Genomic DNA, 15,070 nt, shown 5'->3' with positions numbered 1-15,070 from the left:
GCCCCATGAGCTCAGACCTGCCTCCGCTGCCCCACCTCGCCCCCGGGCGCTACCGCCACTACAAGGGCGGCGAGTACGAAGTGCTGCATGTGGCCCGCCACAGCGAGACGCTGGAGATCGTGGTGGTCTACCGGCCGCTGTACAACGACAGCGGCTGGTGGGTGAGGCCCTTCGAGATGTTCACCGGCAGCGTCGTCATCGACGGCGTCGAGCAACCGCGCTTCATTCGGCTCTGATCACGCGGCCGCGGCGACCTCGCTGACAACCTCGGCGATCAGCGACCGCAGCCAGCGGTGGGCCGGGTCGTGCCGGTAGCGCACATGCCAGGCCATCTCGACCGGGAAGCTGCCCAGGTCCACCGGTGCCGGCAGCACCTTGAGCCGCGGGTCGGACTGCAGCCGCCGGCAGATGAGGTTGGGCAGGGTGGCGCAGAAGTCCGTCACGGCCACCATCTCGGGGATGGCCAGGAAATGGGTCACCGACACGGCGACGTCGCGCTTCAGCCCCTGCTTCTCCAGCGCCTGGAACAGCCCGGTGCGCAGCCGCCCCGGCGGCAGCATGTTGACGTGACGCAGCTTCTCGTACTGCTTCTTGCTGATGCTGCCGCCGACCGTCGGATGGTCGGCCCGCACGACGCAGGCCAGGCCCTCGTCCATCAGATGCTGCACGACGACGTTGTCCGTCGGTTCGATGAAGCGGCCCAGAGCCAGAGCGGTGGTGCCGGAGATCACGCCGGTCTCGGCCAGGTCGCTGCCATAGGGCGTCAGCCGCAGGCGGATGCCCGGCGCACGCTCCTGCAGGCGCGCGACGATGGCCGGCATCAGCGCGAACTCGACATAGCTGTTGGGCGCCAGCGTGACCAACTGGTCGGCCCGGGCCGGGTCGAAGGCCTGCTGGCCGAGGATGACACCGTCCAGGCTGGCCAGGGCCGCGGCGATGACCGGCGCCAGCTCCTGGGCCTTGGGCGTGGGCTGCATGCCATAGCGCTCGCGCACGAAGAGCGGGTCCAGCATCAGCGCGCGCAGCCGCGTCAGCGCGTTGGACAGGGCCGGCTGCGTGATGCCCAGACGCTCGGCGGCGCGCGTCACGCTGCGCTCCTCCATCAAGGTCAGGAAGACGGGCAGCAGATTGAGGTCGTAGCGCACGCAGTTATGTTGCCGTGTGAATGTCTGGAATTCAACGGATAAATTGGATGAATGGCCTCCGCTTGCCCATCATTGAGGCATCGAAAGGAGCCCAGCATGTTCAACCAGATCCTTCTCTCCCTCGCCCGCACTGCACGCCAGCTGGCCGCTGCCTTCGACGGCCTGCGCCACGGCCGCAAGCCCTCCGCGGCTGGCCGCATCTGGCTGCCCGAGTTCCTCTGATCCGCTAGCCCACCCCACCCACCTCCTTGCAGCGGCCTTGCGTCGCGGCACAGGCGGAGCCTTGCCCACTGAAAGGAATCCTCATGCACACCCTGTTCACCCCCAGCCGCATCGGCGCCATCGAAGTCCGCAACCGCATCGCCATGGCCCCGCTGACCCGCTCCCGCGCCGGCATGGACGGCGTGCCCTCGCCGCTGGCCGCCGACTACTACCGCCAGCGCGCCACGGCCGGCCTGCTGATCGCCGAGGCCACCAACATCTCCGCCCAAGCCCGCGGCTATGCCTACACGCCGGGCCTGTACAGCGACGCCCAGGTGGCGGCCTGGAAGCAGGTCACTGACGCCGTCCATGCCGAAGGCGGCAAGATCGTCGTGCAGCTCTGGCATGTCGGCCGCATGTCGCACACCAGCCTGCAGGCCGACGGCGCCGCGCCGGTCGCGCCCTCGGCCCTGCAGGCCGGCGGCCAGGTCTTCACCGAGGCCGGCTTCGAGGCGCCGTCCATGCCGCGGGCGCTGACGCTGGACGAGATCGCCGCGCTGATCGAGGACTACCGCCAGGCCGCCCGGCGCGCCAAGGACGCGGGCTTCGACGGCGTCGAGGTGCACGCCGCCAACGGCTATCTGCTCGAGCAATTCCTGCGCGACAGTACCAACCACCGCGATGACGGCTACGGCGGCTCCATCGCGAACCGCGCCCGCCTGACGCTGGAGGTGGTGGACGCCGTGGCGAGCGTCTGGGGCGCCGACCGCGTCGGCCTGCGCCTGTCGCCGCTGTCCACCGCCATCGGCGACACGCCGCTGGACAGCACGCCCCAGGCGACGCATGAACACCTCGTGCGCCAGCTCGGCGCGCGTGGTCTGGCGTATCTGCATGTCGTCGAAGGCCAGATGCACGGCGACAACGCCACCTCGGCCATCGACCTCGACGCGCTGAAGCAGGCCTTCGGCGGCGCCTACATCGCCAACAACGGCTATGACCGCGAGCGCGCGCTGGCGGCCACGGAGGCCGCCCAGGCCGACATGGTCGCCTTCGGTCGCGCCTTCATCGGCAACCCCGACCTCGTGGCGCGCCTGCGCGACAACAAGCCGCTGTTCGACGCGCCTTTTGCCGGCTACTTCGGCGGTGGCGCCGAGGGCTACACCCAGTTCACCGCAGCCGCCGCCGCGGCCTGACCGAGCTGGCAGGAGGACCCACCATGGCCAGCCGTGCAAGAGTCCTGCTGCTCGCGGCCCTCGCCGCGCTGGGCAGCCCGGGCCGGGCCGATCCGCCCGTCCTGCACTTCGTCACCAAGCCCTTCCCGCCCTATGCGCTGACCGACGCGGCCGGCCGGCCCGCCGGGCCGCTGGTGGACCTGCTGCAGGCGGCGTGCGCCCGCCTGGGCTGGACCTGCAGGGTCGAGTCGCTGCCCTGGCGGCGGGCCCTGACCCTGGCCGAACAGGGCAAGGTCGACGGCATCTTTCCTCTCGTGGACTCGCCGGCCCGGCGCGCCAGTTTTCAGCTCAGCCCACCGGTCGTGACGGCGCGCTATGTGCTGCTGGCGCGGCAGGGCCAGGCGCCGGCCCTCAGCGCCGACCCGCGCGAACTGGCCGGCCGCACGCTGGCCGCCTATGGTCCCTCGGATGCGGCGGCCACCCTGCAGCAACTGCTCGCCGGCGTGCCAGGCGCGCGGACCGAGATCGAACCCGATCATCCCGCCGTGCTGCGCAAGCTGGGCGCCGGACGTTACGGCGAGGACGGTCTGGCCCTCGTCAATGAAGCCGTTGCGAGCCGTCTGCTGGCCGATGGCGGCCTCGGTGAGCTGCAGCCGGTGATGCCCGTGAAAGAGCTGGCCTACAGCTATGCCTTCGTGCCGGGCCGCGTCGATGCGGCGCAGCGGCTGGCCTTCACCCGGACCCTCCAGGCCCTGTGCAGCAGCGGCACGACGGCCACCCTCTTCAAGCCTTACGGGCTGCCGGCCGCCGCCTGCCAGCCGGCGCCGCGGGATGCCCCATAGTCGAGGCCGGGAGGACGCAGGGATGAACGAAGAAGGGCAGGCGCCAGCCATGGCGGCCGAGCCGCCGCCGGCCGCGCCTGGGCAGCCGGTGGCCCGAGGCGGCCTGGCCTGGCTGCAAGAGGGTGCGCGGGTGCTGGCCTTGCGCCGGCCTCGCTGGGAGGGGCTGGACGCGGGACCGCTGACGCTGGCCGCGCTGGTGCTGACCGGCTACGTGGTCGTGCTGGCCATGCAATGGGTCCTGATGGGCGGGGCGCCCCGGTTTCTCTGGCGCGGGATTCTCAATGGCTGGATGGGCACCGCCCTGCTGGCCTGGCTCTGCTGGACCGCCGCAAGGTCGTCCGGCAGGCTGAGCGCCGCAGCCGCCTTGAAGCCCGCCACGGTCCTGGCCGTGCTGCTCGGCGCGGGGCTGGCCTTGTGCCTGGGCAGCAGCGTCGCCCTGCTCGGCGCGAGGGCCCTGCTGGGTCCCTGGAGCGAGTGGCCCGATGCTTTTTCATGGAGCGCCTGGCTGCTGCCCCTGGCCTGGGGCTGGCTCGCGCAGACCCTGCTGCTCTGGCGGGTTGCCGGCCCGGGCGGGGCGCGCATCGTGGTGATGCTGTTCCTGGTCATCCCGCCTCTGGTTGGCGGCTGGCTGGCGCCGGTGAGCTTCTGGTGGCCGGAAGCGCCGGCCGCCGAGGAGGCTGGGACTGAAGTCAGCGACACCGGGTTGCCGCTGACCGACGAGTCCATCTTCAGGCAGGCGCGCCTCCTGGACGCCGCACTGCAGGCGGTGCAGCCACCACGGCCGGGACGGGTCAATGTCTATGCGCTGACCTACGCGCCCTATGCCTCGGAGGATGTCTTCATGCGCGAAAGCGCCACGGTCGCCCGCACGATGCGCGAGCGCTTCGGCGCGGACGGGCGGCTGGTTGAACTGGTGGCCAACCGCGCCAGCAGCGACACCCTGCCCTGGGCCACGCCGGCCCATCTGCGCGCGGCCATCACCCGCATGGCCGCGGTGATGGATCGCGACCGCGACGTCCTCTTCCTGCACCTGACCTCGCATGGCGGCCGGGACGGCAAGCTGGCCACCGACACCTGGCCCCTGCAGACCGAACCCGTCACGCCCGAGCTGCTGAAGCGCTGGCTGGACCAGGCCGGCGTGCGCTGGCGTGTGGTCTCGGTGTCGGCCTGCTACTCGGGCAGCTGGGTCGAGCCGCTGGCTGGCGACGGCACGCTGGTGATGACGGCAGCCGACGCCCAGCACACCTCCTATGGCTGCGGCAAGCATTCCGAGCTGACCTTCTTCGGCCGTGCGATGTACGAAGAAGAGTTGCGCAAGACCTGGTCCTTCACCGAAGCGCATGCGGCCGCGCGCAAGGTCATCGAGTCGCGCGAGCAGGAAGCCGGCAAGAGCGACGGCTACTCCAATCCGCAGATCAGCGAGGGGGCGGGCATCCGCCTCGTGCTGCAACGGCTGGCGCGGGAACTCGACGCGCGCGAAGCAAGAGCCTTCGCGCCGCGACCGTAGTGCCTTGTTGCGGGCCGAGCGCCGGGCCGCTCCCAAGCCGGCCCGTCTGGCGATGTTGGCCGGGCTCAATGCCCGGTCAATCGCCGTCCCCTCGGGGGCTGCGCCCGGACCCATGGCGCCCGGTGGGCGGCATGTGCCTGGCGAAGCGCTGAGGCGCGAGCCGCAGCGCGGTCCCAGACTGGTCTTGCCCGCGTCCAGCGCGGCAAGACCAGGCGAGGGGCTAACTGATCCTTGTCCAGTCCATCGACCAGTCCATGGCCCAGGTCTTGCCGCCGTCGCGCGAGGTGGCCTGCTGCCAGCGGCAGCTGGTCGGCGTGATGCGGTCCCAGACGCTGCGGTAGATGACCTTGACGCCGTTGTCCTCTTCCTCGCTCTGGAAGATGCCGGCGCCGCCCTCGAAGCTGCCGGGCAGGCCCTCGGCGCCCAGGGCGCCGGCGGCGCCGTTGACCCAGAAGTCGGACCATTGCTGCTTCTTCAGGTCCAGCAGGCGCAGGCCCATGCCGCTGAACTTGCGCGCCGGGATGCGCAGTTCCTCCACGCTGCAGATGCCCGCCAGGATGGCGTGCACGGTGGCTTCGCCGTCGAAGACATCCCAGGCGCCGTCCTTGCGCTTGTGGTTGCGGATCTTCCAGCGGCCGGTCAGGAAGTCGAAGTCGCCGGGCTTGCCGGGCGTCAGCGTTGCGGGCCGCGTGCCGGTCATGGCGGGGCCGGGCACGGGTTCGGCGGGCGCCGCCGGCGCGGCGGTGGCCGCGGCGGGAGTCAGGGCGAGGGCCGCGGCGGCTTGCAGCAGGCGGCGGCGTTCGGTGGTGTCGGTCATGGCGTCTTCCCGTTGAAAAAGTGGAGGTGGCGCATGCTGCTGGGCAAGACATGACAATCGACGTCATGTTTTACGAAACATCATCCCGGCCATGCGTGCGAGCCGACTGCTGTCCATCCTGATCCTGCTGCAGCTGCGCCCGCAGATCACGGCGCCGGCGCTGGCGCGCGAGTTCGAGGTGTCGGTGCGCACCATCCTGCGCGACATCGACGAGCTGTCGGCTGCCGGCGTGCCTGTCTACGCCGAGCGCGGCCGCGGCGGCGGTTTCAAGCTGCGCGAGGGTTCATTCGCGACGCGGCTCAACGGCCTGTTGGGTGACGAGGCCCAGGCCTTGCCGCTGCTCGGGTTGCCGGGCGCAGCCAGCGAGTTGGGGCTGGGTGGCGCGTCGCAGCGGCTGCGGCTCAAGCTGCAGTCGGCTTTGCCGGGCGAGTCGGCCGCGCTGGCGGGCCGGCTGCAGGCGCGGCTGCATGTAGATCCGCTGGACTGGTATCAGGGCGGCGAGCCGGCAGCCCATCTGCGGGCCCTGGCCCAGGCGGTGCTGGAATGCCGCGTCGTCGAGCTGGACTACCTCAGCTGGAAGGGCGAGCGGCATTGGCGCGCCGAGCCGCTGGGCGTGGTGCTCAAGGGCGGCAGCTGGTATGCCGTCGTGCGGTCCGGCGCGCGCTTGATGACCTTGAAGGTGTCGAATGTGCAGGCACTGAGCGTGACCGAGGAGAGCTTTGAACGCCCCGCTGATTTCGACCTGGCCGGCTGGTGGCAGGCCTCGCTGCAGCGCTTCGAGCGCGAGCTGCGGCCGCAGACGGCGCTGCTGCTGCTCACGCCCGAGGGGAAGCGGCGCCTGGCCGAGAAGGGCAGCTATGCCGCCCAGGCGGTCGCGGCGGCCAAGGTGGACAAGCAGGGCTTGGCCCAGGTCAGGCTGCCCATCGAGAGCCTGCAGCAGGCGGCGCGGCTGGTGCTGTCGCTGGCGCCCGAGGCCGAGGCCCTGGAGCCGCCCGAGCTGCGCGAGCAGATCGTGGCCTGGGGCGCGCAGCTGGCGCGGCGGCACAAGGCATAGTGCATTGCATGCGCATCGCCCTCGAATCCCCCGACCAGCCCGACGTCATCGCCCTCATCACCGAGCTGGACGCCTACCAGGACTCGCTCTACCCGCCCGAGAGCCGCCATGCGCTGGACCTCAGCGTGCTGGTGCAGCCGCACGTGCTGTTTGCCGTGGCGCGCAATGAAGGCAGCGAGGCCGTGGGCTGTGGTGCCATCGTGCTGGGGGCGGAGTTCGGCGAACTCAAGCGCATGTTCGTCAGCCCGCGGGCGAGGGGGCGTGGCGTGGCCAGAAGGCTGCTGGACAAGCTGGAATCCGAAGCGGCGGCCCAGGGCTGCCGACGCATCACGCTCGAGACCGGGCCCTATCAACCCGAGGCCTTGGGCCTGTATGCCGCCAGTGGCTACGAGAGGTGCGGGCCTTTTGGTGGCTATGCGGATGACCCGCTGAGCGTCTTCATGCAGAAGGCGTTTTGAGCCGCGGTGCCGACGCAATGCAAGACGCCCTTCGCAGCTTTGCGCTGATCTTCGGTGTGGTGTTGCTCGCCATCGCGGCGGTGCTGTCCGGAAAGCTGATGGCTGGCGAAAGTGATTGGGGATGGCCCGTCGCCGTTGTCGCCGGGCTGTCGGGGCTGGTCGCCTTCATCGCGGGGCTGCTCACGCCACGAGGGCAGTTGCTGAAGCCGGATGCTTCCGAGGGGCTAGCTCTGCCCGAAGTGGGATTGCCGGTTTCCGGGCTGGACGATTGAATCGCCGGCGGCAGCGCCTCAAAGCACCCGCGGCAGATCCCGCCTGACCGCCACGCGGTCGCCGAAATCGAAATGCCACCATTCCGTGCCGATGCCGTGAAAGCCGGCCTCGCGCATGGCCGCGCGCAGCCAGCCGCGCTCGACCAGATGCTCGGGCTTGAGCGCGCCCAGGGCCAGGTGTTCGACCTCGTGGTCGGGGTGGGAAGCCAGCGTCATTTCATCAAAACCTGACCCCATGTCGACCTCGCGGCCTGCGGGGTCGAGCAGGGTCAGGTCCACGGCCATGCCGAAACTGTGGATGGAGCCGCGCTCGGGGTTGGCGAGATACATCGTCAACGGCGTGCCCTGCAGTTCATCCCACAGGCGCTGTTGCACGCGCTGCGGGCGCAGCGCATCTAGCACCAGCAGGCGGTAGCCGGGGCGGCGCTGCGCCAGCCAGGCGGCGGCGGCTTCGAGGGCCTCGGCGGCCTCGCGGCGCAGCCAGGCGCAGTCAATGCCGGCATAGACGGAATGGCCGACGAAGTTGTCGGCCGTCGCGTAGCGCAGGTCGGTGGCGATGCCGTGCTGCAGCGTGTCCAGGCGGCGGAAGTCCGGATGCGAGGCGATGTCTTCGATGGGGATCACGGCAGACGCGAAAGATGCTCGTGCGCGGCGGCCGTGATGAACTTGACCAGGCGGCGCGAGGCCTGGCCCAGCGGCGCGCTGGCGGCACTGAGCAGATAGAGCTGGACCGGCACGGAAGGCGACAGCGGTCGCACGCGGACCTTGCCAGCGTCCGCACTGGCTGCTGTGAAAGGGTCGACCAGCGTCATGCCGACACCGGCCTCCACCAGGGCACGCGCCAGCTGGTAGGTCTGGACGGTGATGCGGCTGGCCAGCGGCTGGCCCAGGGCCTCGCCGGCATGGTGGAGCAGGCCGGCCAGCGGATCGTCGCTTTGCAGGCCGACGATTTCGGTGCGGATGTCGGCCAGGCCCAGCGGCCCTTCGCCCTGGGCCTCGGGGCTGCCGAGAGGGCAGAGCGCGACCATCATGCCGCCGGCGATGGCCTCGGCCTTGATGCCGGGGTGGCGCGGATCCTGCAGCGACAGGGCCAGGTCGGCCTCGCCCAGCAGCAGGGCCGACACGATCTCGCGGGTGTGATGCGTGGCCAGCGAGCAGTGCGCGTTCGGGTAGGCCTTGCACCAGGGCGTCATCGCGGCCGGCACGATGGCCGTGGCCAGGGCCGGCGTCGCGACGAGGCGCACCTGCTCGCTCTCACCGCTCTTCAGGTTGGCGGCCAGGCGGCGGATGCCGACGAGGTCGCGGTTCAGCTTGTCGATCTCGACGAAGAGGCGCTGGGCCTCGGGCGTCGGATAGAGCTTGCCGCGCACGCGGTCGAACAGCGGCATGCCGAGCTGCAGCTCGCAGTGCTGCAGCACCTTGGTCACGGCCGGCTGGGAGATGTGCAGCAGCTGGGCGGCACCGCTGATGGTGCCGGCCTGCATGATGGCGTGGAAGACTTCGATGTGTCTGAGGCGCATGGTTTCTGTATTCAGGGCCGAGCGCTGGGCCGCTCCCCGTCAACGAGTTGGCCCCCTCGGGGGGCGGACTGGCGTACTCGCCGGGCCGGGGGCTTCATTTTCTGTAGACGCCTTCAAAGTCCACCGAGCCGTTGGGCGCCATCTTGAAGCCGACGACATCCTTGCGCACCGGGATGTAGACGGTGGAGTGCGCCATCGTGATCCACGGCCGCTCGTGCTTGAAGATCTCCTGGGCCTTCTCGTACATGGCGATGCGCTTCTTCTGGTTGGGCGTTGCGCGGGCCTCGTCGATGAGCTTCTCGAACTCGGCGTTGCAGAACTTGACGCCGCTCTTGTTGGCCGCGCAGCTGAGGTTGGGCGTCAGGAAGTCGTCGGCGTCGCCGGTCTCGCCGCTCCAGCCGCTCATGTAGACGTTGTGCTCGCCGTTGTTGGCGCGCTTGAGGTATTCGCCCCACTCATAGGTCTTGATGCTGGCCTTGACGCCGATCTTGGCCCAGTCCTGCTGGATGAGCTGGGCCATCAGCTGGCCGTTGGGGTTGGTGGGGCGCTGCACGGGCAGGGCCCAGAGGTCGAGCTCGAAGCCGTTCGGGAAGCCCGCCTTGGCCAGCAGGGCCTTGGCCTTCGCCGGGTCGAACTCGTTCTTCAGCTTCTTGTTGTAGCCCGGGATGGCCGGCGGGAAGGCGCTGACGGCCTGCATGGCGTCGCCGCGCGGGAACAGGGCCTTGAAGATGGCGTCGCGGTCGATGGCGATGTCCAGGGCCTCGCGCACCTCGCGCTTGTCGGTCGGCGCCTTCTTCAGGTTGAAGCTCAGGTAGGAGATGTTCAGCGCCTGGATCTTCTCGATGCTGACGTTGGCATTGCCGGCCAAGCCGGCGATGTCGACGTCACGCACGGCCGCCGTCACATGGCATTCGCCGGCCGCGATCTTCTGCACACGCACATTGGGCTCGCGGCTGATGCTGAAGACCAGGTTGTTCGTCGGCTGCTTGCCGCCCCAGTAGTCGGGGTGGGCCTCCATGCGCAGCACGTCGTCCTTGGCATAACTTTTGAAGCGGAAGGGCCCCGTGCCGACCGGCTGCACATTGATCTGCGAGGCTTTTCCGTCCTTCAGCAGCTGGGCCGCGTACTCCGCGGACTGGATGCCCGCCCAGGCGAAAGCGAAGTTTGCGACGAATGTCACATTGGGCTGGCGGAGCCGGAAACGAATTGTGCGGTCATCGATCTTGTCGATGCCCTCGATCAGCTTGGCCAGGCCGAGGTTCTGCGGATAGATGAAATTTGCCGGAAACGCCTTGTTGAACGGGTGGTTGGGGTCGATGAAGCGTTGAAAAGTGAACAGCACATCATCTGAATTGAGGTCGCGGGTGGGCCTGAACCAGGGGGTGCTGTGGAACTTCACGCCTTCCCGCAATCTGAAAATGAAGCTTTTCGCGTCGGGCGAGATTTCCCAGCTTGTGGCCAGCTTGGGAGTCAGTTCCGTCGTGGGTCGTTTGAACCCCAACAGACCGTCAAAGAGCTGGGCGCTGACCGTGTTGGTGCTAGCGCTGTCCCACATTCCAGGGTCAAAGCCTTCCGGACTGGCGTCAGCACAGTAGATCAGAGGCTTGCCCTGGGCCTGCGCAGCGGGTGCGCCGGCCAGCGCAAGAAGGGTCAGCAGGGCGGCGTGAAGGGGCTTCATGACGGCGTGTTTTTCAGAGGAGAACGGGCGGGAATTGTTTGGAGCCTGAGGCGCCACGGCAAGGGCGGCAAAGGTCGAATCGCATAACTCAAACTTATACCCTCCGGACTCCCTAGTTCGTAACGTTTCGCCACGGTCCGGTCAGAGCCTGCCCTCAGAATCCGCTCCGCCAACCTAGGCCACCCCCTAGTACGAAGTGCAGCGACGTCCCGCTGCAAAGGATTGCTTTGCCATGACCGACCCGAAACGCCGTAAGTTCCTCCAGTATTCCGCCGCCCTGGGCGGCACCATTCCCCTCGCCGGTTGCGGCGGTGGCGGCGGCGGGGAGAGCGTGGGCGAGGCCATCGCAGCCCCCGCCGCGACGACGCCGACCGACGGGCTGCCGTCGAGCGACGCCGCGGCCGTCATCAAGCTGCCCAGTACGCCTGTCACGCCCAAGCCGACGCCCGCTCCCGCTCCGGCGCCCGCGCCGTCGGCCTTCACGACGCTCGGCCTGGCCACCGGTGCGATGCAGTTCAGCCTGGTCAGCACCAAGAACCAGGTGAAGGCGCCTTTCAGCCTGGGCTTTGCCTTCAGGCGCGGCGACGTTCCGGCCGGCAGCTCGGTGAGCTCCAACCTGAGCGCCCTGCAGGTCACGCCGCGCACGACCTGGCCCGACGGCTCGCTGAAGTTCGCCCAGTTGTCCGGTGTGGCCGACACGACCGCCAACGCCATGCAGACCGTGAGGCTGCGAGTCATTTCAACGGCCGCTGCCGCGGGCACCGCCCTGAGCCTGGCCGACCTGAAGAAGACCGGCATCACGGCCGAATTCGCTGCAGGCACGCTGGGCAGCGCCAGCTTCGCGGCCGCCGACTGGGATGCGCCGCTGACGACCTGGGTCAGTGGCGCCCAGATGTCGTCCTGGATCTTCCGCAAGCCCTTCGGCAGCGACGCCCACCTGACCGCCTGGATGGAAGTGCGCGTGTTCGCCGGCGGCGCCGTCGAAGTGCTGCCCTGGATCGAGAACGGCTACCTGAACGTGGCCGCCCCGACCAGCAAGGCGGCGACCTACAGCTTCAAGATCAATGGCAGCCAGCGCTTCTCCGCGGCCATCGACCTGCCCCACCACTGCCGCACGCCGCTGATCAGCGGCGCGGCCCTGTCCTACTGGCTGGGCGACGACCCCGCCATCACGCCGCGCCATGACCAGGCCTATCTGCAGGCGACCGAGCAGGTGCCGACCTACAGCGCGCGCGTCGACCCCAACGCCGCCGTGGCGACGCGGCTGGCGGCCAGCTACACGCCGCTGGCCCAGACCAATTTCACCTACGACTCGGACGCCATGCCGTCCAGCGGCTTCCAGGAGCCCATCGGCCTGCTGCCTCAGCACGATGTGCTCTACCTGACCTGCGACAACATGAACGCCTATGGCGCCGTGGTGCGCAATGGCTATGCCGCGGGCCGCTACGCCATCCATTACCGCGACGAGAAGACCCAGCGTCCGCTGCGCTTCTCCCAGTACCCCAACCTGGTGCTGCATGAGGCCAGCAATGTGCGCGACGTCGGCGCCTCGACGCGCGGCCAGTACACGCCCAAGCCGACCGGCAAGCTGCCGCCGATGTGGGATTGCGCGCACAGCCCCTCCGTCGGCTACATGGCCTATCTGGTGACCGGCCGCTGGTACTTCATGGAGCAGGTGCAGTTCGCCGCGACGGCCAACTACCTGACCAAGACCGACAGCGCCGACATGCGCAAGGGCGCCCTGGGCCTGGTGCATGCCGTGGCCGGCGGCTGGCAGACCCGTTCGAGCGCCTGGCAATGGCGCGCGCTGACCCAGGCGCTGGCCGTCACGCCCGACAACGACACGGCCCTGCGCCAGGAGTTCATCGCCAGCGTAGAAGCCAATATCGAGGACTATCACGCCACCTATGTGGCCCAGCGCAACAACCCCTTCGGCTGGGTGCAGCCGGGCGAGGGCTACGGCGGCGGCTACACCTTCGGCGCGCCCTGGCAGCAGGACTTCGTCACCGCGGCCTTCGGCTACTCGCTGGCCATGGGTCTGCCGGTCTCGGCCGCGTCCGCGACCAAGCACGATGCCTTCTTCCGCTGGAAGGCGCGCAGCGCGGTCATGCGCATGGGTACCTCCTCGGAGTTCTGGTACGCCAACGGCACGCCCTACACCATGACCATCTCGCCGGCCCTGATGCCGGACTACCTGGGTGGCAAGGGCCCCTGGCTGGCCAGCGACGCCGCCGTCTACCTGGCAACCTATCTGCTGCGCCCGAGCTGGCTGGGCAACCTCGAGGGCACGCTGTTCGGCGAAATCATGCCGGGCGAACGCGCCATGTGGGGCAATCTGATGCCGGCCCTGAGCTATGCCGTGCGCCATGGCGTCACCGGCGCCGCCGCGGCCTACGACCGCCTGACGCGGGCCAGCAACTATCCGGCCCTGCGCGACGGCTTCGACACCGGTCCCGTGTGGTCGGTGGCGCCCGCGCAGATCACGCCCGCGTGGCTGGCCGGCAAGCCCCTGAACACCTGGTTCGAGATCCCGGGCACGTCGGGTGCCGGCGGCTCGGCCGTCGATGCCTTCAGCGGCATGGCCATCAACGACCGCCACAGCGAGATCATCATCGCCTGCGCCGGCGGCCACGGCGATTCGGCGGACAACCGCGTCGTCTCCCTCCGCCTGGGCGCTGACGCGCCGACCTGGACGGTGCGTTCGCAGCCCAGCAAGGTCACGACCCAGAACGTGCCCTACTACACCGACGGCACGCCCTCGTCGCGCCACGTCTACAGCTCGCTGCATTTCGTGCCCCAGCTCAATCGCGTGATGCTGTTCGGCGCCCGCGCGGTGTACGGCGCGGCCTGGGACTTCGCCAAGGTCGACGGCTTCAACCTCGACAACAACACCTGGGACAAGGCCGGCACCTGGCCCGACATCCCGGCCGGCAGCTACGGCGCCGCGCAGATCCGCGCCACCGGCGAGATCGTCACCGTCGCCCTCAAGAAGTGGTCGCCGGTGGACAAGAAGTGGACGGAGCTGGTCAGCAGCCCCAACGGCGACCCGGTGCGCTGGCCGATCTCCTTCGACCCGCGCCGCAGCCAGGTGTTCAGCCTGCAGTGGGGCGACGGCCAGGGCTATGAGCCGCAGCGCCTGGTGGCCTACCGCATGCCCACCGGCAGCACCCAGCAGATCGCCGTCAGCTTCAACCCGAGCGCCGCGCTGACGCAATGGCTGGCCGACAAGCCCATCTATGCCGGCATGGACTACGACGCGGACAACGACCGCTTCCTGTTCTACAGCGGTCAAGGCGACGCAGCAGGCCGGGTCTATGTGATCAAGCCCAATGATGGCAATGTGTGGGACATGAGCGTGCTTGCGACCGCTGCGGGCAGCGTGAAGGTGGCATCGCCGGGCTCCGGCGGCCTGCAGAACCGCCTGCGCTACATCCCGGCGCTGAAGGGCTTCGTGCTGCTGGCGCGTGGCAGCAGCAACCTCTACTTCCTGCGCACGGCCTGACAGAATCGGTCCGCATGTGGACCGATTTCCAGCCTCTAACCATTCAGCGTGACGGCGTCACGCTGTTTGCCCGCCAGGGCGGCCCGTCGGACTCCGGCAGGCCGCCCTTGCTGCTTCTGCATGGCCACCCGCAGACCATGGCGATGTGGCATCGCGTCGCGCCGACGCTGGCCCGGGACCGCCGTGTCGTGCTGATGGACCTGCGCGGCTATGGCGACAGCGACCGCCCGCCGGCCGGCGACGCCAGCGCGGCCTACGCCAAGCGCGAGATGGCGAAAGACGCCGTCGCGCTGATGCAGTCCCTCGGTCATGAGCGTTTCGCCGTGCTGGCCCATGACCGCGGTGCCCGCGTGGCGCACCGCATGGCCCTGGACCACCCGCAGGCCGTGACCCGGCTGATGCTGCTGGACATCGCGCCGACGCTGGCCATGTACGAGGGCACGACCGAGGCCTTTGCGCGCGCCTACTGGCATTGGTTCTTCCTGATCCAGCCCGCGCCGCTGCCGGAGCGCCTCATCGAGGCGGACACCAAGGCCTATCTGCGCGACGGCATGGGTCGGCGGGGTGCCGGCCTGTTCGCGCCCGAAGCCTGGGCCGAATACGAGCGCTGCATGGCCCGGCCCGGCTCGGCCGCGGGGGTCTGCGCCGACTACCGCGCCGGGGCTGGCATCGACCTCGACCATGACCGCGCCGACCGCGCCGCCGGCCGCCGCGTGACGCAGCCGCTGCGCGTGCTGTGGGGCGCCAAGGGCGTGGTGGGGACCTGCTTCGAGCCGTTGAAGCTCTGGCAGGCTGCCGCCGACAACGTCACGGGCCGTGCCGTCGACAGCGGCCACTACATCGCCGAGGAAGCGCCCGCCGACGTGCTGGCCGAGGCGAGCACCTTCTTCGAGGAAGACTGA

General features: G+C 69.4%; 15 protein-coding genes. 10 read left to right on the top strand and 5 right to left on the bottom strand.

Translation table 11 applies throughout. From position 1 onward, the window contains the following. Nucleotides 1-5 precede the first annotated feature (5 nt). Nucleotides 6-236 carry a DUF1653 domain-containing protein gene (locus tag AC07OY_RS25710; RefSeq protein ID WP_495045436.1) on the top strand — a complete coding sequence of 77 codons (231 nt, stop codon included), beginning with the start codon at nucleotides 6-8 and terminating at the stop codon, nucleotides 234-236. Here the strand turns inward: AC07OY_RS25710 and AC07OY_RS25705 are convergent, their stop codons facing one another. Further along, complete coding sequence (locus AC07OY_RS25705; protein WP_495045435.1) at nucleotides 237-1,145, bottom strand: LysR family transcriptional regulator; 909 nt, start codon at nucleotides 1,143-1,145, stop codon at nucleotides 237-239. Nucleotides 1,146-1,241: 96 nt separating this feature from the next. Here AC07OY_RS25705 and AC07OY_RS25700 point away from each other — a divergent pair, with 96 nt between their 5' ends. The 4 genes from AC07OY_RS25700 to AC07OY_RS25685 all read left to right on the top strand — a co-directional run bounded on the left by AC07OY_RS25700 (nucleotide 1,242) and on the right by AC07OY_RS25685 (nucleotide 4,867). Continuing rightward, nucleotides 1,242-1,367 carry a hypothetical protein gene (locus AC07OY_RS25700; protein WP_495045434.1) on the top strand — a complete coding sequence of 42 codons (126 nt, stop codon included), beginning with the start codon at nucleotides 1,242-1,244 and terminating at the stop codon, nucleotides 1,365-1,367. Nucleotides 1,368-1,450: 83 nt separating this feature from the next. Beyond that, entirely contained in the window at nucleotides 1,451-2,539 is a 1,089-nt protein-coding gene (locus tag AC07OY_RS25695; RefSeq protein ID WP_495045433.1) for an alkene reductase, read from the top strand. A 23-nt stretch (nucleotides 2,540-2,562) separates the two neighbouring features. Continuing rightward, nucleotides 2,563-3,360, top strand: coding sequence for a substrate-binding periplasmic protein (locus tag AC07OY_RS25690; RefSeq protein WP_495045432.1), 798 nt, complete (start codon nucleotides 2,563-2,565; stop codon nucleotides 3,358-3,360). 22 nt (nucleotides 3,361-3,382) lie between these two features. Further along, nucleotides 3,383-4,867, top strand: a complete 1,485-nt coding sequence (locus AC07OY_RS25685; protein WP_495045431.1) for a C13 family peptidase — start codon at nucleotides 3,383-3,385, stop codon at nucleotides 4,865-4,867. Nucleotides 4,868-5,087: 220 nt separating this feature from the next. Here the strand turns inward: AC07OY_RS25685 and AC07OY_RS25680 are convergent, their stop codons facing one another. Continuing rightward, on the bottom strand, nucleotides 5,088-5,684 hold the full coding sequence (locus AC07OY_RS25680) for a hypothetical protein (protein WP_495045430.1): 597 nt from the start codon (nucleotides 5,682-5,684) through the stop codon (nucleotides 5,088-5,090). A 91-nt stretch (nucleotides 5,685-5,775) separates the two neighbouring features. Here AC07OY_RS25680 and AC07OY_RS25675 point away from each other — a divergent pair, with 91 nt between their 5' ends. The 3 genes from AC07OY_RS25675 to AC07OY_RS25665 are packed head-to-tail and all read left to right on the top strand — an operon-like array spanning nucleotide 5,776 to nucleotide 7,468. Beyond that, complete coding sequence (locus tag AC07OY_RS25675; RefSeq protein ID WP_495045429.1) at nucleotides 5,776-6,738, top strand: helix-turn-helix transcriptional regulator; 963 nt, start codon at nucleotides 5,776-5,778, stop codon at nucleotides 6,736-6,738. An 8-nt stretch (nucleotides 6,739-6,746) separates the two neighbouring features. Then, the gene (locus AC07OY_RS25670) at nucleotides 6,747-7,196 is read left to right on the top strand and encodes a GNAT family N-acetyltransferase (protein ID WP_495045428.1); all 450 of its coding nucleotides are present in this window, start codon (nucleotides 6,747-6,749) and stop codon (nucleotides 7,194-7,196) included. A 17-nt stretch (nucleotides 7,197-7,213) separates the two neighbouring features. Next, a complete protein-coding gene (locus tag AC07OY_RS25665) occupies nucleotides 7,214-7,468 on the top strand; it encodes a hypothetical protein (RefSeq protein WP_495045427.1) in 255 nt (84 codons plus the stop codon). A gap of 18 nt (nucleotides 7,469-7,486) precedes the next feature. Here AC07OY_RS25665 and AC07OY_RS25660 read toward each other — a convergent pair whose 3' ends face one another. The 3 genes from AC07OY_RS25660 to AC07OY_RS25650 all read right to left on the bottom strand — a co-directional run bounded on the left by AC07OY_RS25660 (nucleotide 7,487) and on the right by AC07OY_RS25650 (nucleotide 10,666). Further along, a complete protein-coding gene (locus AC07OY_RS25660; RefSeq protein WP_495045426.1) occupies nucleotides 7,487-8,092 on the bottom strand; it encodes a M15 family metallopeptidase in 606 nt (201 codons plus the stop codon). Beyond that, the gene (locus AC07OY_RS25655; protein ID WP_495045425.1) at nucleotides 8,089-8,988 is read right to left on the bottom strand and encodes a LysR family transcriptional regulator; all 900 of its coding nucleotides are present in this window, start codon (nucleotides 8,986-8,988) and stop codon (nucleotides 8,089-8,091) included. The genes AC07OY_RS25660 and AC07OY_RS25655 overlap by 4 nt, the downstream gene beginning before the upstream one ends. A 94-nt stretch (nucleotides 8,989-9,082) precedes the next feature. Continuing rightward, nucleotides 9,083-10,666, bottom strand: a complete 1,584-nt coding sequence (locus AC07OY_RS25650) for an ABC transporter substrate-binding protein (RefSeq protein WP_495045424.1) — start codon at nucleotides 10,664-10,666, stop codon at nucleotides 9,083-9,085. 232 nt (nucleotides 10,667-10,898) lie between these two features. Here AC07OY_RS25650 and AC07OY_RS25645 point away from each other — a divergent pair, with 232 nt between their 5' ends. Both AC07OY_RS25645 and AC07OY_RS25640 read left to right on the top strand, forming a co-directional pair. Then, nucleotides 10,899-14,168: a hypothetical protein gene (locus AC07OY_RS25645; RefSeq protein WP_495045423.1), complete on the top strand. Its 3,270-nt coding sequence runs from the start codon at nucleotides 10,899-10,901 to the stop codon at nucleotides 14,166-14,168. Nucleotides 14,169-14,182: 14 nt separating this feature from the next. Beyond that, the gene (locus tag AC07OY_RS25640; protein ID WP_495045422.1) at nucleotides 14,183-15,070 is read left to right on the top strand and encodes an alpha/beta fold hydrolase; all 888 of its coding nucleotides are present in this window, start codon (nucleotides 14,183-14,185) and stop codon (nucleotides 15,068-15,070) included.

It is taken from the genome of Roseateles sp. GW821-FHT09H10 (assembly GCF_059415865.1).
The sequence above is the reverse complement of the archived record's forward strand: the minus strand, read 5'-3'. Positions and strand labels throughout refer to the sequence as shown.

Coding starts and splice junctions, on each gene's coding strand:
- AC07OY_RS25685 (WP_495045431.1), top strand. CDS start 3,383: ATGAACGAAGAAGGGCAGGCGCCAGCCATGGCGGCCGAGCCGCCGCCG.
- AC07OY_RS25645 (WP_495045423.1), top strand. CDS start 10,899: ATGACCGACCCGAAACGCCGTAAGTTCCTCCAGTATTCCGCCGCCCTG.
- AC07OY_RS25700 (WP_495045434.1), top strand. CDS start 1,242: ATGTTCAACCAGATCCTTCTCTCCCTCGCCCGCACTGCACGCCAGCTG.
- AC07OY_RS25640 (WP_495045422.1), top strand. CDS start 14,183: ATGTGGACCGATTTCCAGCCTCTAACCATTCAGCGTGACGGCGTCACG.
- AC07OY_RS25665 (WP_495045427.1), top strand. CDS start 7,214: ATGCAAGACGCCCTTCGCAGCTTTGCGCTGATCTTCGGTGTGGTGTTG.
- AC07OY_RS25695 (WP_495045433.1), top strand. CDS start 1,451: ATGCACACCCTGTTCACCCCCAGCCGCATCGGCGCCATCGAAGTCCGC.
- AC07OY_RS25655 (WP_495045425.1), bottom strand. CDS start 8,988: ATGCGCCTCAGACACATCGAAGTCTTCCACGCCATCATGCAGGCCGGC.
- AC07OY_RS25710 (WP_495045436.1), top strand. CDS start 6: ATGAGCTCAGACCTGCCTCCGCTGCCCCACCTCGCCCCCGGGCGCTAC.
- AC07OY_RS25670 (WP_495045428.1), top strand. CDS start 6,747: ATGCGCATCGCCCTCGAATCCCCCGACCAGCCCGACGTCATCGCCCTC.
- AC07OY_RS25650 (WP_495045424.1), bottom strand. CDS start 10,666: ATGAAGCCCCTTCACGCCGCCCTGCTGACCCTTCTTGCGCTGGCCGGC.
- AC07OY_RS25690 (WP_495045432.1), top strand. CDS start 2,563: ATGGCCAGCCGTGCAAGAGTCCTGCTGCTCGCGGCCCTCGCCGCGCTG.
- AC07OY_RS25680 (WP_495045430.1), bottom strand. CDS start 5,684: ATGACCGACACCACCGAACGCCGCCGCCTGCTGCAAGCCGCCGCGGCC.
- AC07OY_RS25675 (WP_495045429.1), top strand. CDS start 5,776: ATGCGTGCGAGCCGACTGCTGTCCATCCTGATCCTGCTGCAGCTGCGC.